The sequence below is a fragment of the Marinobacter sp. UBA5687 genome (assembly GCF_002420325.1).
Taxonomy (GTDB): Bacteria; Pseudomonadota; Gammaproteobacteria; order Pseudomonadales; family Oleiphilaceae; genus Marinobacter; species Marinobacter nauticus.
Genome location: NZ_DIHV01000086.1, coordinates 33321 through 54104, shown reverse-complemented (window position 1 = coordinate 54104; position 20784 = coordinate 33321). Strand labels below are relative to the sequence as shown.

The following is a 20784-nucleotide window of genomic DNA, read 5'->3' as shown; positions in this document are numbered from 1 at the left end:
ACCGACATCAACGGCGCCAACCACCTGGGCAACGACGCGCTGATCTCCATGCTGTCTGAAGCGCGCGCCCAGTTCCTGGTGGAGCACGGCATTGAAGAGGCGGGCCACGATGGTGTGGGCATCATCGTCACGGATCTCGCGACCATGTATCAGGGTGAGTCCTTCTACCCGGACCTGCTGCGCTTTGAAGTGGGGCTGATGGATTTCAACAAATACGGCGGTGATTTCGTGTTCCGGGTCACCAAGGCCGACAGCGGGCAACCAGTGGCGCTGGCCAAGTACGGTTTCGTGTTCTTTAACTACCAGAGCCGGGAAGTAACCCCCATGCCCGAGAGCTTCCGCGCCCGGTTTGCCTGAGTATTACCCCTGCTGGCGCAACCGGCTCATACCCTGGCGATACAGGCTATAGGCCATGGTGCCGGCCAGCAGGTTGCCCACCAGAGCGCCGGACATCAGCCCGGTCAGCCCGGCCAGTTGCCCGCCAATCCAGAGCAGGGGCAGATAGCAGGCGAATAACCGCAGAGTGGAAATCAGCAGTGCGCGCATGGGCATGCCCAGTGCGTTGTTCACTGACACCATCAGAATACACACGCCAAGCCCGCTGTAGCTCAGTGGCACTCGCAGCAGATAGCTCACCAGAATGTCCTGCACTCCGGCATCGCGGCTGAACAGGCCAGAGACGAAGCCGGAGGCGGCCAGCCAGATCAGCCCGATGGCAAGCTGCCAGATCACGATAAAGCGCACCGCAATGCGAACCAGCTTGCGGATCTTCTCGACTTCTCCTGCCCCCAGCATGCGGCCGATCATTGGCGGCATGGACATGGTCAGGGCCAGCACTACCACAATGGAAAAGAACTCCAGACGAGTGCCCAGCCCCCAGGCGGCCACCGCAGCAGAGCCGAACCCTGCCACCAGTGCCGTGGCCAGCATGGCTGAGATAGGTGGCATCAGCTGGCTGACCATGGCCGGCGCCATGATGCCGCCAAGCTGGCGTACAGCCTGAGCCAGTTGCAGTTGGAGCAGGTCGAATCTTAGCCACTGGCGTTTGAGCAGGGTCGGGTAGACGATCAGCGCGCCAATGCCGAAGGCGGTGATGGTGGCCCAGGCGGCGCCGGGCAGACCCCAGCCGAACACGAAGATGTACAGCGGGTCCAGGGCGATGTTGAGCAGGCTGGTGATGATCATCATGTAGCCCGGCAGGCGGGTGTCGCCATTGGCGCGGCACACAGCGTAGCTGAAGTAGACCATGGCGCCGGTCCAGGCGGAGAGTAGCCAGGGTGCCCAGTATTCCCTGATGACTGGCCGCAGGGCCTGTTCGGCGCCGAGCAGGTCCAGGATCAGGTTTTGCAGGAGCCAGACCGACAGGCATAGAAGGAAAGCCAGGCCGGCCCCAATGGCGACCACCAGGCCGCCCAGGCGTTGGGCGCGCATGTCGTCGCCCTGGCCCAGTGTGCGGGAGATGATGGCGGTGGTGGCGATGCCCAGCCCTACGTACATGCCGCTGACCAGTTGTTGCATGGGCACGGTAAAGCCCAGCGCTGCCAGCGGGTCGCGGCCGAGTTGGCCGACGAAGGCGCTGTCGGTGAGCTGGAAGGTCATCAGCGAGAGCACGCCGAAGAGCATGGGCCAGGTCATGTGGTAGAGCTGGCGGCCCAGGGAGGCGTTTTGCAGGTGGTTTTGCACGTTAGCTTGAGGGCCTTGGTATTGAGTGTGGCGGGAATTCTAGCAGTTCTTGTGTCGGGTGCATGCACTCGGCTCAGATGCAAGCGACCGAGCGGGGTGGGCTTTCCAAAAAACGCTCCTTCGGCACATCCATGTGGCGCTTCTGCTCCGCCATCCCTGGCTCCGCAAATTTTTGGAAAGCCCACCCCACCCGGTCACCCGGACCGTGGTGCAATACCCTGTAGTCTATCGATCAACAGGGGTTTGGAGGTTCAATGAATATCAGAGCACACTCAAAGCCGCATCGTAATCCGGCTCGTTCTTGATCTCGTTGACCAGTTCGCTGTGGATTACCTTGTTGTTCTCGTCCAGTACCACCACCGCGCGGGCGCAGAGGCCGGCGAGGGGGCCGTTCTGGATGGCCACGCCGTAGTCCTGCTGGAAGCTGTAGTTGCGGAAAGTGGACAGGGTTTCCACGTTTTTCAGGCCTTCGGCGCCACAGAAACGGGAAGCGGCGAAGGGCAGGTCGGCGGAGATAACGAGTACTACGGTGTTGTCGAGGTTGCCGGCTTTTTCGTTGAACTTGCGCGTGCTGGCGGCGCATACACCGGTGTCGATGCTGGGGATGATGTTGAGGATTTTGCGTTTGCCGGCCCAGTTGTCGAGTTTGACTTCTTCCAGTCCGCTGCTGGTCAGAGTGAAGGGCGGTACGTTGTCGCCCGGCTGGGGGAATTTTCCGCTCAGTTCAATGGGGTTGCCGTCGAGGGTGACGTTGCTCATATGCTGCTCCTGAGTTTGTTGAGAGTTCCTTGGCTTTATGTTCTGCAACTTACTCTGTGTAGCTTACTTTGGATGACTTTTCATCCCCGACTTTAGCTAGATCATGCTCGTGCGAGCCTTTCAGGCGCTGGCTTTTCCGGTTTCGAAGGCTTTCGCCGGGTAGCGCTGTACCAGCAGCAGGTAGCCGATCATGGCCAGTCCGGCGCAGGTGGCGATGACGGTGGCCATCACCAGAGGGGTGCCATTGTGCAGGGCTCCGACGATGGCGCCGGCGATGGCGGCGGCGCTCATCTGGATAAATCCAAAAAGCGCGGAGGCGGAGCCAGCCATGGTGGGGAAGTTGGCCAGGGCGCCGGCCATGCACTGGGGCAGTACCAGGCCGGTACCGGCCATGAAGATGGCCTGGGGAATCATCACCGCCCACGGGCTGTAAACCTGTTGGTAGGCCAGGAGCGCCATGATGGCGCCGCCGGCCAGGGCGGTGACCAGGCCGTAGAACAGGATCTGATCCGGGCCCAGGTAACGCGCCAGTCGGATGGAGCCCAGATTACCAGCGATGTAGCCCACCACGATGGCGGCGAAGTAGAAGCCGAAGTGCTCCGGCTGAACCCCCAGTACGTCAATCAGCACGAAGGACGCGCCGGACAGGAAGGCAAACAGCCCGCCGTAGATGGCAGCGTTGGTCAGGGTGTAGCCAATGAAGCTGGCGTCGGTGCTGATGCGCCGGTAGTTGGCGAACAGGTGGCACAGGCGCAGGGGCTGGCGATACTCCGGTTTCAGGGGCTCAGGGATGCCAAAGGCGGTGACCGCGGCCATGACCAGGGCGTAGCCGCCCATGGCGATGAAGATCCAGTGCCAGCTGAGACCACTAACCATCAGGCCGCCCAGGGTAGGGGCCACCGCCGGTGCCAGGGCCATGATGCTGGCCAGCAGGGCGAGGATTTTGGCGGCTTCCCAAGGGGTATAGATGTCGCGGATGATGGCGCGACCCAGCACAGGGCCAGCGGAGCCGCCCAGGGCTTGCAGGAACCGGAACAGCTGCAGGGTTTCGATGTTGTTGGCCAGGGCGCAGCCGATGCTCGCAACAGTAAAGAGCAGGAAGCCACCGATCATGATGGGTTTGCGGCCGAAGCGGTCGGCCAGCGGCCCGCAGATGAGTTGTGCTATGGCGAAGCCGGCCAGGTAGACGCTCAGAGTCAGCTGGACCTGATCGGTGCCGGCATCGAAGTCGGCGCCGATCTGGGGCAATGCTGGCAGGTACATGTCCACGGCCAGTGGCCCGAGGGCGACGGCGGCGGCCAGCAGTATGGTTGTCCAGATGCTTGTGAGTGCTAACACTATTTGTCCTGACTTTAGAGTTGCGCTAGGTCGACGATTGACGTGAAGTCTAGGGTTTATGGTGCGTTTGGATAACGGCTTGTAGCCTCATGCAATACATGAACAAAACTGATTGATTAATCGTTCAGCCCGTTCATGGTCGCTGCAACCGAATTCACCTGGTTGCGTACCCAGCGGTGGGCCGGGTCATTCTGGTGCCTTCGGTGCCATAGCATCAGCAGGGTAAAGGGCTTGTAGTCGAAGGGAAGTGGAACCCAGGCGAAGTCCCGCATGAGTTGTGCGCTCATGCGTTCCGGGGCGGTGGCCAGCATGTCGGTGCCGCGGAGGAATTCGGGCAGGCCGGAGAAGTTGGAGACGGTGACCACGTTGCGGCGGTCCAGGCCCTTGGCGTGCAGGGTGTTTTCAAAGCCGGGTCGTTCGCCGGTGGCGAACATCAGGGCGATGTGATCGGCTTTCAGGTATTCGGCCAGATCTGTCGGCGCGTTGCGTTGGTTTGGGTCATAGAACACTACCATGCGGTCCGCCATCAGGCCCCGTTGCATGATGTCCGTGGTTTCCGGTGCGTGCGGGCTGATGATCAGGTCGCAGGCTTCTTTGCGCAGCATGTCGGCGTTGGGGATGCCGGAGGGAATCACCTGTAGCCGGATGCCCGGGGCCTGCTGCCGCAGGATTCGGAGCAGCCCGGGCAGAAGCAGATCCCGCTGGTAATCGTTGGCGGCAATGGTGAAGGTGAATTCCGCCGACGCCGGTTCGAAGGGCGGCCCGGAGGGCAGGGTGCGCAGATCATCCAGCAGTTGGCGGATGTGGGGGCCGGTGCGCAGGGCGTAGTCGGTGGGTACAATGCCGCGCCCTGATTTCACAAACAGGGGGTCGCCGAAGGCCTGTCTCAGGCGCTCGAGGGTGTGGCTCACGGCCGATTGGGTAACGCCCAGGCGAACCGCCGCCCGGGACACGCTGCCCTCATCCAGAACCGCCACAAACGTTGCCAGGGATCGCAGATCCAGGCTCAACATATCAACAGGTTTCATGGGTGGCAGTTTAAAGCAGGGAAGACGGAAAGTCAGCGGTGGAAAGCGCTCCCTGCCACCTGCCGCTTGTGAAAGTAGTATCAGTCAGACCTTGCAGCCAACCAGTCGGCCAGCTCAAGCCAGGACGCCCGGGGCGCTTTGCTTCCGGCCAGTATCCCCATGTGCCCGCCGGGGGCCACCCGGAAGGTCTTATCCGTGGAGCTGACGTGGTCCATCACTCGCTTGGCGGCACCGGGTGTAGCGAGGGTGTCCTCCTGGCCGGCGATGGCCAGTAAGTTGGCGTTTACGTTCTCCAGTCGAGCGAAGTCGTCGCCAATCTGGATCTGGCCTTTGGCCAACTGGTTATCAATCCAGACCCGGACCACGGTGTCCTGAATGACACCGCCGGGGTAGGCCACCATTCGGTCCAGAAAGGCCGAGGTGGTGGCATGGTTGGTGACGAATTCGCGGTCGCCCAGTCGCACGATCAACTCCCAGTAGCCCATCACACTGCCAACCGGGTTGGTTAACTTGAAGCCGATGGTGTTGGCCCAGCCCGGGGTGTGGAACCAGTGCGGTTTCATGTCGTGGAGCCGGAAACCGGTTCGCTTGCGCACTAGTTCTGCAACGTCTGCAATTCGTTGATACATCCAGCCAATCAGGCCGGAAGCATGGCTGTCGATGGGCAGGCCCAGGACGATGGCGTTGCGGATGTGCTGGTCCTTGCTGAGGGCAGAGTAGAACAGCGTGAACATGCCGCCCATGCTCCAGCCATGCAGTGACAGTTCCTGTTCCCCACTGTGTTCCCGGACCCGATTCAGATACTCCGGCAGGAATTCGGCAACATAGGTATGCATGTTGTAGTGGGTATGTTCCCGGCCCGGCATACCCCAGTCGATCAGATAGACCTCAAATCCTCTGGCTCGAAGGAAACGCACCAGACTTCGCTGGGGAAACAGATCATAGATCAGCATATTCACGGCCAGAGGAGGAATGATGACGATCGGCGTGCGGTGGGTCTTGCGTTCTACCGGGATCACCATGCCATCCAGTTCAATGAAATCCTCCTCCAGCGGCGGATAGTATCGCAGGCTCACCAGCCCATTGCTGTGCAAGGTCTCGAACGGGGTCTGGCCTGCCTGTACCAGGCTGGCCGCCCGGAAAATCCGGTCGAAGGCATTGCCAGCGTAGAGTGCGCTCTGGCGGGCGAGGCCGGAGGAGGTCTTGATAGCGGATTTCAGGGGGTTGCGCATAGGGTGTCCGGTGTAGCTGCGGTGCGTGTGGAGTCAGATAATAGAGTGGATTCATTCCCCCAGCCATGGCAAGACTGTCACATCCGGTCGGCGTTTTGGTCACTTCGGGCCACTGCCCAAGCGGCTGCCAGGTTGCTATGATTGCGGGCTTCGGAAACAACAACCACAACAGGATGCCCATGCTCAGTTTCCTGCCTGCCCCCGTTATTGGCGTGCTTAATTCCCTGCTACTAGGCCTGAACACCGTGTTCTGGTGCCTGCTGCTCTATATCCCCGCGGTGCTCAAGCTGGTTATTCCGCATAAGGGTTTCCGGGTGTTGTGCACCCGCGTGATCATCTGGATTTCGGAGTCGTGGGTGGCCTGCAATACGGGCTGGATGAAGCTCACCCACAATACCCGCTGGCACGTGGAAGGCGCTGATAAGCTCAAGCGCGAGAGCTGGTATCTGGTGCTCAGCAATCATCAGAGCTGGGTGGATATCCTCGCCATGCAGCGGGTGTTCAACCGGCGGGCGCCGTTTCTGAAGTTCTTTCTCAAGCAACAGCTGATCTGGGTCCCGGTGATCGGCCTGGCCTGGTGGGGGCTGGATTTCCCGTTTATGAAACGCTACACCCGGGAGTACCTGATCAAGCATCCGGAAAAACGGGGCGATGACCTGAAGGCGACCCGTAAGGCCTGTGAGAAATTCCGCTACACGCCGGTGAGTGTGATGAACTTTGTCGAAGGCACCCGTTTTACACCGGCCAAGCACGACCGGCAGAAGTCACCGTACCAGCATTTGCTGGTGCCCAAGGCCGGTGGAGTGGCCTTTGTGCTGGATGCCATGGGGGATTCCATTGATACCCTGGTGGATGTCACGATTGCCTATCCCGATGGCGCTCCAACGTTCTGGGACTTCATTTGTGGGCGGGTGCCGGAGATCCGGATGAGCATTGATACCCAGACCATTCCGGAACACCTCAAGGGCAGGGATTACTCTGAGGACGCCGAGCACCGCCGCAACGTCAAGGACTGGTTGGGCGATCTGTGGCGTGCCAAAGACGAGCGGCTGGGGCGAATGCTGGCCCGGCAGGACCAGAACCCTAGCTGATGCCGTCCCGGGTCAGTCGTCGTCTTCGACCTGATCCGGGTGTTCCTTCTTGAACCTTTCCCACTCTTCCCAGTCATGGGGAGTGCCGGCATGGGGCCGTTTCAAATGCCTGGCATGCTCCATGGCATTGTGGCGCAGGCTGTGGTCGGGCTCTTCTTCTTCCTTGTCGAAGCCGTACTTTCGCAGAAATTCCTGAGGACTGATGGGCATAACACACCTCCTGAAAACAGAAGACCTCTGAACAGATACGGTGTGTCTGCCCGGCTGGTTTTCAACCCTTGTCGTCGGTTCCGGGATTAATGTCCTCGGCCTCGAGCAGTTTGAAGTTGATCTGCCGACGCTCTTCGTCCACACCGGAAAAACTCACGGTTACCCGCTGGTCCAGCTGGAAGATCCGGCCGTTCTTGTTGTGCACCAGGCGCAGCGTAACCGGATCAAAGCTGAACTTGCCCTCCAGATCCTTGCAACTGACAAAGCCTTCCAGGCCGTTGCAATCCAGGCGGACGAAAAACCCCGACGGCATGGTGCGGGTAATGGTGCCTTCCATCGGATCTGCCGGCAGGCCTTTGGCGTAATCGCTCTTGAGCCAGGCCTCCAGGGTGTTGGCAGCCATGCGGGCGCGGAACTGGGTGGTCTGGAGACTCTCCAGCTGCTGCGGGTTCAGGGCCTTGATGGGTTGATCCCAGAGTGCGGCCTTGATCAGACGGTGCACGTAGAAGTCCGAGAACTTGCGCAGCGGTGAAGTAAAGGTGGTGTAGGCCGCCAGTCCCATACCCTGATGCGGAGCAGGCTCGAAGCCCAGTTCGGCCCGGGCCAGTTGGCGCGAGAGAATGGACTTGACCGGCACATCGGCCTGCAGGCCATCGGTGTGTTTCATCAACGCCTTGAAGCCTTCGGCACTGGTGGCATCCAGTTCGGCCAGATGTGGGGCGTAACCTTCCAGCAGTTTACGGATATTGTCGGCGCGGTCGTCCCGCAGCCCCGGATGCTGGATGAACAGGCCTTGCCCCTGCTTTTGCAGGAAATCGGCCGCACAACGATTGGCCGCAACCATGCATTCTTCCACCAGCCGGTGGGCTTCGTTCTGCACTGCCGGTTCAATCACCCGGATCCGCTTGTTTTCGTCCAGACGCAACCGGAATTCGGGGCGATCATTGCTCAGTAACGCGTGCTCCGAGCGCCATTTGCGCAGGGCAGTGGCGGCCTGATGCAGCTGGTCCAGGCTGTTGGCGACGGCTTCGGGCAAGGCCTTGATGTCATCGTCTTCCCGACCTTCAATCAGGTGTGACACCAGCTCATAGCTCAGCTTGCCCTGGGAGCGGATGACGGCCTGGCGAAAGCTGTAGTCGCCCAGGCTGCCATCGTTGTTCACCTGCAGGTCGCACACCAGGGCCAACCGGGGTACCTCTGGCATCAGCGAGCACAGGCGGGTGCTGATGGCGTCCGGTAACATCGGCAGTGGCTCACCCGGGAAATAGATGGCGGTGGCGCGGTTAAAGGCTTCTTCTTCGGCCGGGCTGCCCGGCTCGATCATCGCGGTCGGGTCGGCGATGGCGATGGACAGGGTCCAGCCAGTGGCATTCGGGGTTGCCATCAGGGCATCGTCCATATCCTGGGTGCCCGGACTGTCGATGGTCACGTAGGGCTGTTCGGTACGGTCTTCCCGGCCCTCGCGGTGTGAGGTAACGGATTCCTCAGTAAGGGTGTCGGCCTGCTTCTGCACTTCTTCCGGCCAGGCATCGGCCAAATCAAAGTTGGCCAGGGTGAAGGCCCGTTCGATGCCCGGCTCACCGGCCTTGCCGATCACCCGTAGCACCTTCGCCTGGCCCTTGCCGTCCTTGATCGGATGGCGGTGAATCTGGCAGTAGATGAAATCATCGGGCTGGGCGCCCATGCGTTCTTTCGGCGGAATAAAAATCCAGCGGTTAATGCCCGGGGTTTCCGGTGCCACGAAGTGGCCTTTGCCCTTGATCAGATAGCGACCCACGAAGGTGGTCAGGTGCGATTCCAGCAGCTCGTCGACAACGCCCTGGGTCTTGCCTTTTTCCACTTCGTGTTCGGTGACATTGACCCGATCACCGGGCAGGACTTTCTGCATTTCCTCGGGAGGCAGAAACACATCCCGCCCTTCATCCAGGGCCACAAAGCCGAAACGACCGTTGGTGGACTTGACGGTACCGGGGAAGACCACCTTGTTCTGTTTGATGTCGGTTTTCAGCTGGCGCAACTGATTGAGAGCGTCGGCGTTGAGCATGAAGAGATAACCTGAATAAAAAAGTGTGTTGCAGCGGAGTATAACGGTTCTGCCAGTGCGAGTCAGATCTGTCAGGCCGGATGAATGGCCTCGCCGGTGCCCGTGCGGATGCAGACCCGATTCCGGCCGTTTCGCTTGGCCTCGTACAGAGCCTGGTCTGCGTTGCGCAGCAGGACATCGAGATCTTCACCGGGCTGGCAAAAATAGCCGCCAACACTGATGGTTACCGGTGTTCCGGTGCGCTGGCTTTCCTGCTCGACGCTGGCGCGAATACGACAGGCGATCTGCTCCAGCGTGGCGGCATCGCAGGGTGAGAGCAGGACTACAAACTCGTCGCCACCCCAGCGACCGGGGTGGTCGTAGGGCCGAACCGCCGCTTTCAGCCAGAGCGCAACCCGGCACAGAATCTCGTCTCCGGCCTGATGGCCCTGGCTGTCGTTGATGGCTTTGAAGTGGTCTATGTCCAGCCACAGAAGCCCGAAGCCCTTCTGCTCCCTTTCCGCGCGCTGGATCTCTTCATTCATCACCTCGTCCAGGCCTCTCCGGTTCTTCAGGCCGGTCAGGGCATCGACCCGGGCCAGGCGCTGCAGCTCTTCGGTGCGGTGGGCCACCTTCTGTTCCAGCTCGCGGGTGGTATCTTGCAGGGAGTGGGACATTTTTTCGAAATGATCCACCAGGCGGCCGATCTCGTTGTCCGGTTTTGGCAGGTAGGGCAGATCAAAGCGCCCGTCCCGCAGCCGATGCACGGCTTCCTCGAGGCTGATGACCGGGCGCAGAATGCGGGACTGTATGATCTGGTGGAACAGCACCAGGGTCACCAGCAGGCTGAGCAGGAACACCGCGATCAGGGGCCAGAGGTAGCTTCGGGGAATCAGCGTATCCAGGTCCAGCAGGGTAATCTCAAACCAGCCAATGGCGGGCAGAAAGGCCACGCCGGCCAGATGCTTGCGGCCATCCACCGACACAAACCCGCTTTCCACCGCGCCATCTTCGCCATCACGCTGTTTGAGCATCTGCAGCATGCCCAGAATCTGCTGTTTGTCCTGGGGATCGTCGAACAGCAGATCCACGGTGTTTTTCTGGCCTTCGGGTTTGATGATGGTGGCAAAATCGATGTAGTTGCGATCGCGGTACAGTTGGATGGCGCCGTTATAGTCCACGAACAGGGTGGTAATGCCGTCCTGGCCGATGTCGACAATGTCCTGCAGAAAGTCGTCCAGATTCAGGCCGGTACCCACCATGCCGACGATGTTGTTGTCGGCATCGCGCATGAGCACGTCTATCCACAGCTTGGTAACGCCAAGTTCGGTATCGGGATTGACGTTCAGGTGAAAGTCGCGGCCCTCGTCAATGAGCTGGAAGAACCAGGCATCGTCGGGTTTGCCGGGGTTCAGTACATAGCGGAATTGCTGGCCGGCATACTCGTTATTGGCATTGTTGTAGTAGTAATGACCGTTGGCGTGAAGGGCCACAAAGTAGCTGTTATCCCGGAAGTTGCTGCGGAAGCTCTCCATCTGGCGGATGGCAAGGGTTTTCAGGGTTGGGTCATCGGGGGATTGGGCCCATTGAATCAAGGCAGAAGAGTTGGCCATTTGCCGGGCCAGCCCGATTTCCCGTTCCAGGGACTGCAGCAGCCGGGCGCTGTCATAGCGCACCTGGATTTCGGCCACCTGCTGGCCCCAGCGTTCAATAATATCTTCCGATAACGCCCGGTAGGCCAGCCAGGAAGCGGTACCCGCCGCGACGATCAGCACCGCGGCCAGCCCGAGAAAGCGGGTTTTGAGGCTCAAAATGTTTCCTTGCCTAATGTGTTCCGAATCTATCTTCCATCATAGAACAGTGCGGGGCTCTCGTGTAGAAAAAATAGGCAGACTTTGGGCGCAGACCTGCAACCTGCGCCCTTTCATAGCCCCGCAGGGGAACCATCAGTTGTGTTGGTTGAACACCCGCGTCTGGCCCTGGTCGTTGAACAGAATAACCTTGTAGTGATCTTTCCGGTCGCCCATCTCCATACCCGGAGAGCCCGCCGGCATACCCGGTACGCTCAGGCCGGTGGCCTTGGGGGCTTCCGCCAGCAGGCGCTTGATGTCGTCTGCCGGCACATGGCCTTCAATCACATAACCGTCGACAAAGGCGGTATGGCAACTGCCCAGACCCGGAATCAGCCCGGCTTCGGCTTTGATCCTGCCCATGTCGTCGCTGTTGGTGGCGGTGACATCAAAACCGTTTTCTTCCAGATGGTCGATCCAGTCGCCGCAGCAGCCGCACGTGGGGGATTTGTACACGTGAATGCTCTGGGCCGCACCGCCGGCAAGGGCGGTGGTGCTGAATCCCAGGGCAGCCATCAGGCCGAGGGCAAGGGTGTGTTTTCTCATGGTGATTACCTCAGTGATGTTGATCGGAGTTGTCCGAGTTAGAGCCGGAGAGCCAGAACCACCAGACAATGGCAGCCATCAGGGCGAGACCACCGGCATTGACCAGAAAGGTTGTCATCAGTTCCGCTCCTCTGCTGATACCTGGGGTTGGCTGGTCTTGAACAGCCGCAGCCGGTTGGCGTTGGAAACCACCGTCACTGAAGACAGCGACATGGCGGCGCCGGCCAGGATCGGACTCATCAGGATGCCCCACACAGGGTAGAGCAGGCCGGCGGCCACCGGAATACCCAAGGAGTTATAGATAAAGGCCCCGAACAGGTTCTGGTGAATGTTCTTCACCGTTGCCCGGGAGATCTCGATGGCGTCTGGCACCCCGTGCAGGGAACCGCGCATCAGGGTGATGGACGCACTTTCAATGGCCACGTCGGTGCCGGTTCCGATGGCAAAGCCGACGTCCGCAGCTGCCAGCGCCGGGGCATCGTTGATGCCATCCCCCACCATGGCCACCGTGTAGCCTTTGCCCCGCATTTCGCTGACCACTTCGGCTTTGTCCTCCGGCAACACCTCGGCCCGGTAGTCATCGATGCCGGCCTTGGCCGCAATGGCCTTGGCGGTGGCATCGACATCGCCGGTGACCATCATCACCTTGATGCCAGCGTCGTGAAGGCGCCGGATGGCAGCCTCGGAATCCGGTTTAATGGCATCGGCCACGCCGATGACACCCAATACTTGCTGGCCCACCGCCAGGAACAGCGGCGTACCGGCTTCCCGGGTAATGGTTTTGGCGGCATCATCCAGAGCCTCGACAGACAGCCCTTCGGCTTCCAGCCAGCGCCGATTGCCCAGGCGTACCGGTTCGCTATCAAGCTTGCCTTGCACACCTTTGCCATTGAGCGCTTCAAAGCCGGAGACCAGTTCTGGCTCAATATCGTTCTCGCGGGCCCGGTCCAGAATGGCTTCTGCCAGCGGATGCTCGGAATGCTGCTCCAGCCCGGCGGCTAATGCCAGCAGGCGTTTCTCATCGCCGTTTGTCGCGTGCACCCGGGTTACCGCGGGATGGCCCTCGGTAATGGTGCCGGTTTTATCCAGAATCACCAGATCGATTTTTCCGGCAGTCTGCAAGGCATCGCCCTGGCGAATCAGCGCACCGTACTCTGCTGCCTTGCCGACACCCACCATCACCGACATGGGCGTGGCCAGCCCCAACGCGCAGGGGCAGGCAATGATCAGTACCGTGGTGGCGGCCACCATCATGTGCACCACCGCCGGCTCCGGCCCGACGTTGTACCAGACCAGCGCCGACACCACGGCAATCAGCATCACCGTGGGCACGAACACCGAAGAGATCTTGTCTGCGAGCCGGCCAATGGCGGGTTTCGAGCCCTGGGCCTTTTTCACCAGCTTGATGATCTGGGCCAGCGCGGTCTCGCTGCCCACCCGGGTAGCTTCATAAATAATCGAGCCGTGGGTGTTCAGAGTACCGGCCGAGACCTCATCGCCTTCGCCCTTGCCCACCGGCATGGGCTCACCGGTCAGCATGCTTTCATCGATGCGGGTGGTGCCTTCGGCAATCACCCCGTCCACCGGCAGCTTCTCGCCCGGGCGCACCCGGATGCGGTCGCCTTTCTGAACCTCTTCAACGGGAATATCCTGCTCCTGGCCGTCGCGGATCACCCGGGCCGTTTTCGCCCGTAAATCGAGCAGCCGGCGCACCGCTTCCGAGGTCTTGCCCTTGGCCCGCAACTCCAGGGCCTGGCCCAGATTGATCAGGCCAATGATCATCGCCGAAGCCTCGAAATACACATGGCGAGCCATCTCCGGCAGCGCCTCCGGCGCACTGGCCACCACGATCGAATATAGCCAGGCGGTGCCGGTACCCAGAGCAATCAGCGTGTCCATATTGGCGTTATGATGTTTGAACGCCTTCCAGGCACCGGTGTAGAAATGCCCGCCGGTGGCAATCATCACCCCCAGAGTGAGAATGCCCAGATTAATCCAGGTAAGCTGATTGGCCTCGGTCACCATCATCGACCCGAAGCCCATGCCCCAGATCATCAACCCAAGGCCCAGCCCCAGACTAATGGCCATCTTCACCAGCAGTACCTTGTACTGCTTCTTGTCCTCTTCCTGCTTGCGGTCGTCGGCGGCATCCGCGTCTTCAATCACCCGGGCACCATAACCCGCACTCTCCACCGCCTGCACCAGCGCCTGCGGATCGGCATCACCGCTGGCGGTCGCGGTGCTGTCCGCCAGATTCATATGAGCGTGAGTGACACCGGGGACCGACATCAACGCCTTCTCAATGGTATTCACACAGGATGCACAGGTGGCCCCACTGACCGCCAGCGCGATCTGCCCGTCGCCGGCATCCGATGGCTCGACGTCGGTCGAGGCGGCCGGTGTATCCGGGTCCGGCGCCTTAGCAGCGGCGGACTTGCCTTTTTTGGATGCGCAGCAACTGCCGGAGGGTTCGCTATGAACCAAAGGCTCCGCCGGGTAGCCAGCCTCTGTCACAATCCGTGCCGCCTCGGCGCTATCCACGTCCTCGGGCAGGGCCACGGTCTGCTCGTCGAGATTCACCTCCACCCGCTCGGTGCTACCGGTCAGCGGCTCCAGAGCATGACGAATCTTCTTCGCACAACCCTGACAAGAGGCGCCGGAAATACTCAGCGCTGTTTTCAGAACCGATGCTTCACTCATTACTCAAGACTCCTCACAGCAGGATGATGACGAAGGATCATCCCAATGTTCGATTAACCGACAAATCGTATGTCCATCCGGCGTACCATCGGGCATGTCCTGCCAGGTGGACAATGCCGACACCATCCGCGCCCGCAACTTCTGCAACTCCGAAATCTCCCGCTCAACCTCCGCCAGCCGCTGCTGGAACACATCCCGAACCATCGGGCAGGGCGAATGATGATCGTCCGCCTGCTCCAGAATCTGCCGTATCTCCGGCAGAGAAAACCCCAGCTGCCGTGCCTTGCGCGCAAACCGTAACCGGCGCAGATCCTCGGCATCGTATTGCTGATAGTTGTTGTCCGGATTCCGGGTAGGGCGCAACAAGCCCTCCCGGGTGTAAAACCGGACGGTATCCGGGTTAACCCCGGCGGCGGTGGCGATTTCTTTGACTTTCATAAGCAATGTCCAGCAAAAAACGAAGACCAGATACCGGGAAACCACGGATCAAGTCAGCGGAGTGCTGGTGCGGGGGTAGCCCTTCCGAAAATGTTCGGAGCCATGGATGGCGGAGACAAGCGTACAGGGATGTACTCGCAGCGGTTTTCGGAAGGGCTACCCCCGTGCCGGCACGGCAAACTCACTACGTTGAAGATTAGACTAAAACCTGTGACCAACTCACAGGTCAAAGGTTTTCGGAGAGAAATTCAGGAAGAAGCGTTTTTCGAACGCAGAAACACACCGCATGATTTGCACTGATCCGGCGCCATCAGCTTCGCCTGCCAGCCAATTTTCACGCCACAGGCAGGGCACCTCAGCCGCAACTGCAGAACCACAATCGGCGCCACCAGCAACGCCAGCAACACCCCCAGCGACCCCCAGTCATCGCCGGACGACAGCCCCAACTGACTGCTGAACACCAGCACTACAATCAACGCCACAAACGCAAACACAAAATAATTTCGGTTCCACCGCTCCCAGCGGCGAAGCTGTGCATCCTGCTCCGAAGTCAGATATCTGGCCGACATAATGCTCTCGTGACAAACCGTTGAAAGTGAAGTGTGGAGTTCTGGCCCGGTAATTACAAACCGGAACCGACGGGCAGGCCCGGAATCAGAATGCCTTCCGCAAGCGCCCGCTCAAGATCGGCCGCCGGAATCGGCCGGCTGATCAGATAGCCCTGGGCCAGATTGCATCGGTGCGCTTTCAGGAAGTTCAGTTGCTCCTCCGTCTCGACGCCTTCAGCCACTACCTGAATGCCCAGGTTGTGGGCCAGATTGATCACCGCCCGGGTAATCACCGCATCATCGTGGCGCTCAGTGACGTCGGTAATGAACGACCGGTCAATCTTCAGCAGGTCGACCGGGAAATCTCTCAGATAGCCCAGCGACGAGTAACCAACCCCGAAGTCATCAATCGCCAGATGCACACCCAACTGGTGCAGCTGGGATAACTGATTGAGGTTGTGCTCGATGTTCTGGATAAAGATTTCCTCAGTCAGTTCCACCTCCAGCCTCGACGGATCCACCGCCTCCGATGCCAGGGTTGAACGGATATGGTCAATCAGGGAATCGTCATCCAGTTCGCGGCCAGACAGATTCACCGCGACTCTCAGGTGCTCACAGGGCGTACCTTTCCAGCGTGCCAGTTGACGGCAGGCGGCCAGTACCACCCAGCGGCCGATCTCGGTAATCCGGCCGCTTTCCTCAGCCAGCGGAATAAACTCCACCGGAGGCAGGAGCCCGCGAACCGGGTGTTGCCAGCGAATCAGCGCCTCGACACTGTTGATCTGGCCGGTGTCGAGATTGAGCTGGGGCTGGAAGTAAAGCACGAATTCATCATTGGCCAGCGCCTGGCTCAGGTCACGGTCCAGCTCAAGACGCAGCACTTCGCGGTCCTGCATGCCCTCGGTATAGAACTGGTAGGTATTACGGCCCTGCTCCTTGGCCCGGTACAGGGCAATATCGGCATTGCGTAACAGCGCATCCGCGTCCAGACCACTCTGGGGGTAAACCGCCACACCCATGGTCGCGGTAATACTGTGAGCCTCGCCCTGCACCTCGAACGGCGCGGCGAAACACTGCTTGATCTGGCCCAGCAGGTGAATCACATCGTCAATGTCATCGACCTGCTGCTGACACACCATAAACTCGTCACCACCGGAGTAGGCGACCAGTACCCGCTCATTGCTCAACCCGTTCAGGCGTTCAGACACCTTGATCAGAAGCTCATCCCCGAACTGATGCCCGAGGGAATCGTTAAGCATCTGGAAGCGGTCAAGATCCAGCATCACCAGGGCGATCTGGCGCAGCTGTCGATCGGCAATGTTGATGGTATGCGCGAGGTCTTCCATGAAGAAGCGGCGATTGGCCAGACCCGTGAGGGTGTCGGTCGACTCCAGCCGTTCCAGGTCCACCTGCATGGCTACTCGCTGATCGATTTCCTGTTCCAGTTCTTTACGGGTTTTGAGCAGAGCCTGGTTGCGTTTCAGGATGAGTTGCACCAGCAGGGTAGTAAGGCTGGTGAGCAGGCCCATCAGAAGCAGGCTGGTAAAGGTCATGGTAGGCCAGCTGCTGCGCTGGCCTTCGACCCACTGTCTCGAAGGCGTGAGTGTCAGTGACCAGTCCAGGGACGGCAGGTTGATCGGTACGGTGTGGTTCAGCGAGTTATCAAGGTCGGACGAGGTGTTCAGCAGATAACTGGTCTGGTCACTCTGGGTGATGGTGACCTGGAACTGTTCAAGGACCCGCCGGGTCAACATTTGCTCTGCCAGCGTATTCATTCTGAAAACGCCAGCCATGAAACCGTTATTGGCATCACCCCGCCCGACAGGATGATAGATCACCAGACCCTCTCCGCCCTGTCGGAGGTCAATGATGCCGGAAATATCGTACTGTCCGGAGGCTGCAGCCCGCGATAGCGCCGCTCGCCGCTGTTCATTGAAGGCGACATTGAAACCGATGACATCGTTGTTGCCGCTCAGGGGTTCCAGCCAGCGGATGATGTAGTTGCGGTCAATCCATTCAATGGCCTGGTAAACCCCGAAGTCTCTCAGATAATTGCGCGCATCCTCACGCCAGAGCGCCTCGGTCTGGGATGGATTGGCCTGCATGCGCATGGCCATACGACCGATGGCATCGAGGTGCACCATGAATTCGCGCTCAAGGTTGTTGGCGAGCGCTCTGGCTTCATTGCTGAGATTGGTCTGGATCTGGTGGGTATTCTGCTGGATCAGGCCAACCCGGAGCCCGGAGGCAATACCCAGAAACACCAGGAAGATCAGAACCGGGAAAACCGGGCTCATCAGCGCGCGTACGACCAGTCTGATGGATGTCTCGGGTTTCTCCACATCATGCTCCGGAGTGAGTGGGTTCGGGATACCTGGGTTAACGGCAGGCTCGCGCTGATTATGAATGATTTGCAACGCTCTTTGCCATTAGCTGTTCGATCCGACCCCTAAGGGATATCCCGAAAGCGCCGTCAGGTAAAGCCCTGGCGATTTCCCGAGTGGTGTGCTCAAGCCCCATCTGCTCACCGAGATCCACGACTCGCGGCGTGACCGGCTTTTTCGAGGGATCCAGCAGTATCTCAACGCTCGGTTTGAGTTTGCGTCCGGGGTGCGTACTTACTACCAACGCGACTTCTCCTGTGCTCAGTTCGACCAGGCTGCCCGGGGGATAGATACCCATCATTTTGATAAAGGCTTCGACCATATCGGCGTCGAATTGCTGCCCCCGGTTCTTGAACAGAATCCTTACGGCGTCGGCCGGTGACATGCCGTCGCGGTAACACCGGTCGCTGGTCATGGCATCGTAGGCGTCGACGATGGCAATCAGGCGGGCAAACCGGCTGATCTGCCACTCCGGCAACTGTTGTGGATAGCCCCGGCCGTCGATGCGTTCATGGTGATGCAGGGTCACATCGCTGATGATCGGGTCCAGGCTTGGGTCCTGCTTCAGGAGCTCATGGCCCAGGGTGGTGTGTTTCCGCATGAACTCATATTCCCGGGGGGACAAAGGCCCGGGTTTGTTGAGGATCTCGTCCGGTACCCGTAACTTGCCGATATCGTGCAGCAGCCCGCACATGCCGGCCACTTCCAGATCGTCTTCCGGCAGACCGAGGAAACGGGCGAAGGCTACGGTAAAAATGGCGACGCGCAGGCAATGTTCGGCGGTGTAGGCATCGCGGTTCTTGATTCGTGCCATCCAGAACATGGCACTGGCGTTGGCTCTGATACTGTCCACGCAGGAGCGGATCAGCGGTCGGGCAGACGCCAGTTCCAGATCGTTATGCTGTTCGATGTCGCGAATCACCTTTTCCACGAACTGCTGGGTTCGGCCCCAGGCATCGGCAGCCCTGGGCAGTTCCTGTTCGAGGGTACGGGTTTCCTCTAGGGGCTCGGTGGTGCGTTGCTTCAGGTGGGGGATCTGATCCAGAACCGGAGCCAGTCTCTCGGCCTCGTCCTCGACCACGACCCAGGCGCAATACTGGCGCAGTATTCGGGCTTCGACGTCGGATTGCAGAGTGAATCCCTGGAACAGAACCGGGACCTCGGTCCAGGGCCGGTCAAGCTTGACCACTTTCATGCCGGGCTGCAGCAGGTCCACGGGCAGACGCACCCGTTCCAGTACAACGTCTGTAGACGCTTTGGGAGTGCTCTGAACATCGCGGCCTTTAGCGGCGGCTCTGGACTTGCCTGGTTTACTTCGGAACCACATGGTCCTGCCAGTCTTCGAATTATTGTTCAGAGAGTATGTCAGACTGTCGCAATTGGTAACAGTTACGATCTGAAACTGTGATCTGGCTCTTGATCCAGCTCAGCTTCGGCAGCCGGTTTTCATGCCGGCTACCGATATCAGTCATGCACCAGGGACAGTAAGACAGGTCAGCGTTTGGCCGGGGTGCGTAGGCCGTGCCGCGGTATTTCCTGCTTGGGGCAGCGATCCATCACCACCGCCAGGCCGGCGGCTTCGGCACGCTGAGCGCCGGTTTCATTGATCACACCAATCTGCAGCCAGAGCACCGGAACCTTCTGCTCAATGGCCTGATCGATCACGGCATCGGTACGCTCAGGAGCCAGGAAAAGTTCCACCATATCCACTGGCTCTGGAAGTGTGGCGAGGTCTGCATAGACGGTTTCGCCCAGAACCTGCTGACCGGCCAGGCGCGGGTTAACCGGAATCACCCGATAGCCCTGGTGCTGGAGATATTCCATCACTTCATGGGACGGCCGGTTGGTCTTCTCGCTGGCACCCACCAGGGCGATGGTATTAACCGATTCCAGGATCTCCCGGATCTGTTCGGGGCTGTTGCTGGGCATAATGCAGATTCTCCTAGTCGCGACTGGCTTCCAGAGTCACGGAAACCGATTCTGCATAACGTAGCGCATGGGGCTTGTCGATTTCTACCTCGGCCCAACGCACGGCGCCATGTTCCATGACGATGGTCAAAACTTCGTGGGTCAGGCGCTCCAGCAAGGCGAACCGCTGGCCGTCCACATGGGCGATAATCTGCTTGGTAATGGTCCGGTAGTTGAGCGCAGCAGAGATTTCATTGCGCTCGATAGCCTCCGAGGCATCGTAGGTCAGGCAAACGTTAATCACCACATCCTGCTGGTTGTTGATCTCTTCTTACTTGATGCCGATATAGGCACGCAGCAGAAGATTCTTGATCTGGACACGGGCCAGTGGTTTCTGGGCGTTTGCCATAACAATTCCCTGGAGTCAGTCGGATATCAGCGGTTACTGGAAATCAGGTTCAGGAACTCGGTCCGGGTTGCCTGGGATTTGCGGAACTGCCCGAGCATCATGGAGGTTTTCATACGCGAGTTCTGTTTCTCTACGCCGCGCATCATCATGCACATGTGCTGGGCTTCAATGACCACCGCGACGCCCTTGGCCTGGGTAACGCTCTCGATGGCTTCGGCGATCTGACGGGTCAGGTTTTCCTGAATCTGTAACCGGCGGGCATACATGTCGACGATGCGGGCAAACTTGGACAAGCCCAGCACCTTGCCCTGGGGCAAATAGGCGATGTGGCACTTGCCGATGAAGGGCAGCATATGATGCTCACACATGCTGTACAGTTCGATGTCCTGAATCACCACCATTTCGTCCATGGCGGACTCAAACACGGCGTTATTGACCAGCTCTTCGAGGTCCTGCTGGTAGCCGCGTGTGAGGAACTGCATGGCCTTGGCTGCACGCATGGGCGTGTTCTGGAGGCCTTCTCGATCCGGGTCTTCGCCCAGGCCCTGGATAATAGTGCGGTAGTGATCGGCCAGATCATCAAGGGGTAGAGACATAATCGATTCCGGTTTGGGGTGTCTGAAAAAGGCCAAAGCTT

18 protein-coding genes and 1 pseudogene are annotated in these 20784 nt (G+C 59.6%); 2 read left to right on the top strand and 17 right to left on the bottom strand.

Going from position 1 to position 20784, the window contains the following annotated elements:
• On the top strand, positions 1 to 357 hold a 357-nt coding region (locus tag B3Y70_RS09080; RefSeq protein ID WP_288589641.1), incomplete at its 5' end, for a thioesterase family protein.
• 3 nt (positions 358 to 360) lie between these two features.
• Here the strand turns inward: B3Y70_RS09080 and B3Y70_RS09075 are convergent.
• The 5 genes from B3Y70_RS09075 to B3Y70_RS09055 form a co-directional block, all read right to left on the bottom strand.
• On the bottom strand, positions 361 to 1683 hold the full coding sequence (locus tag B3Y70_RS09075; protein WP_022991351.1) for an MATE family efflux transporter: 1323 nt from the start codon (positions 1681 to 1683) through the stop codon (positions 361 to 363).
• A 261-nt stretch (positions 1684 to 1944) separates the two neighbouring features.
• Positions 1945 to 2442: a thiol peroxidase gene (gene tpx, locus B3Y70_RS09070; RefSeq protein ID WP_206854516.1), complete on the bottom strand. Its 498-nt coding sequence runs from the start codon at positions 2440 to 2442 to the stop codon at positions 1945 to 1947.
• A gap of 120 nt (positions 2443 to 2562) precedes the next feature.
• The gene (locus B3Y70_RS09065; protein WP_273031655.1) at positions 2563 to 3780 is read right to left on the bottom strand and encodes a Bcr/CflA family multidrug efflux MFS transporter; all 1218 of its coding nucleotides are present in this window, start codon (positions 3778 to 3780) and stop codon (positions 2563 to 2565) included.
• Positions 3781 to 3896: 116 nt separating this feature from the next.
• Positions 3897 to 4808: a LysR family transcriptional regulator gene (locus tag B3Y70_RS09060; RefSeq protein WP_031210070.1), complete on the bottom strand. Its 912-nt coding sequence runs from the start codon at positions 4806 to 4808 to the stop codon at positions 3897 to 3899.
• An 80-nt stretch (positions 4809 to 4888) separates the two neighbouring features.
• Positions 4889 to 6040, bottom strand: coding sequence for an alpha/beta fold hydrolase (locus B3Y70_RS09055; RefSeq protein ID WP_011787198.1), 1152 nt, complete (start codon positions 6038 to 6040; stop codon positions 4889 to 4891).
• Positions 6041 to 6219: 179 nt separating this feature from the next.
• On the opposite strand from B3Y70_RS09055, the gene B3Y70_RS09050 reads away from it, so the two are divergent.
• Positions 6220 to 7131: an acyltransferase gene (locus B3Y70_RS09050; RefSeq protein ID WP_194841868.1), complete on the top strand. Its 912-nt coding sequence runs from the start codon at positions 6220 to 6222 to the stop codon at positions 7129 to 7131.
• Between the two features lie 12 nt (positions 7132 to 7143).
• Here B3Y70_RS09050 and B3Y70_RS09045 read toward each other — a convergent pair whose 3' ends face one another.
• The 12 genes and pseudogenes from B3Y70_RS09045 to folE form a co-directional block, all read right to left on the bottom strand.
• Positions 7144 to 7341, bottom strand: coding sequence for a hypothetical protein (locus B3Y70_RS09045; RefSeq protein WP_011787196.1), 198 nt, complete (start codon positions 7339 to 7341; stop codon positions 7144 to 7146).
• A gap of 61 nt (positions 7342 to 7402) precedes the next feature.
• Complete coding sequence (locus B3Y70_RS09040) at positions 7403 to 9385, bottom strand: ribonuclease R family protein (protein WP_288589638.1); 1983 nt, start codon at positions 9383 to 9385, stop codon at positions 7403 to 7405.
• A gap of 71 nt (positions 9386 to 9456) precedes the next feature.
• A complete protein-coding gene (locus B3Y70_RS09035; protein WP_153739632.1) occupies positions 9457 to 11175 on the bottom strand; it encodes a GGDEF domain-containing protein in 1719 nt (572 codons plus the stop codon).
• A 135-nt stretch (positions 11176 to 11310) separates the two neighbouring features.
• Positions 11311 to 11760 (bottom strand): DUF411 domain-containing protein, encoded by a 450-nt coding sequence (locus B3Y70_RS09030; RefSeq protein WP_014423038.1) that lies wholly within the window; start codon positions 11758 to 11760, stop codon positions 11311 to 11313.
• A gap of 117 nt (positions 11761 to 11877) precedes the next feature.
• Positions 11878 to 14460: a heavy metal translocating P-type ATPase gene (locus tag B3Y70_RS09025; RefSeq protein ID WP_286893246.1), complete on the bottom strand. Its 2583-nt coding sequence runs from the start codon at positions 14458 to 14460 to the stop codon at positions 11878 to 11880.
• Between the two features lie 3 nt (positions 14461 to 14463).
• Positions 14464 to 14898 carry a MerR family transcriptional regulator gene (locus B3Y70_RS09020; RefSeq protein ID WP_014423036.1) on the bottom strand — a complete coding sequence of 145 codons (435 nt, stop codon included), beginning with the start codon at positions 14896 to 14898 and terminating at the stop codon, positions 14464 to 14466.
• Between the two features lie 248 nt (positions 14899 to 15146).
• Positions 15147 to 15467: a hypothetical protein gene (locus B3Y70_RS09015; RefSeq protein ID WP_011787190.1), complete on the bottom strand. Its 321-nt coding sequence runs from the start codon at positions 15465 to 15467 to the stop codon at positions 15147 to 15149.
• A gap of 53 nt (positions 15468 to 15520) precedes the next feature.
• Positions 15521 to 17788 carry a putative bifunctional diguanylate cyclase/phosphodiesterase gene (locus B3Y70_RS09010; RefSeq protein WP_153739629.1) on the bottom strand — a complete coding sequence of 756 codons (2268 nt, stop codon included), beginning with the start codon at positions 17786 to 17788 and terminating at the stop codon, positions 15521 to 15523.
• A gap of 58 nt (positions 17789 to 17846) precedes the next feature.
• Entirely contained in the window at positions 17847 to 19157 is a 1311-nt protein-coding gene (locus B3Y70_RS09005; RefSeq protein ID WP_153739628.1) for an HD-GYP domain-containing protein, read from the bottom strand.
• Positions 19158 to 19324: 167 nt separating this feature from the next.
• Positions 19325 to 19759 (bottom strand): CoA-binding protein, encoded by a 435-nt coding sequence (locus B3Y70_RS09000; protein ID WP_153739627.1) that lies wholly within the window; start codon positions 19757 to 19759, stop codon positions 19325 to 19327.
• Positions 19760 to 19772: 13 nt separating this feature from the next.
• Positions 19773 to 20147: pseudogene (folX, locus tag B3Y70_RS08995) on the bottom strand (dihydroneopterin triphosphate 2'-epimerase).
• Positions 20148 to 20173: 26 nt separating this feature from the next.
• Complete coding sequence (gene folE, locus B3Y70_RS08990; RefSeq protein ID WP_011787185.1) at positions 20174 to 20743, bottom strand: GTP cyclohydrolase I FolE; 570 nt, start codon at positions 20741 to 20743, stop codon at positions 20174 to 20176.
• Positions 20744 to 20784: the final 41 nt, after the last annotated feature.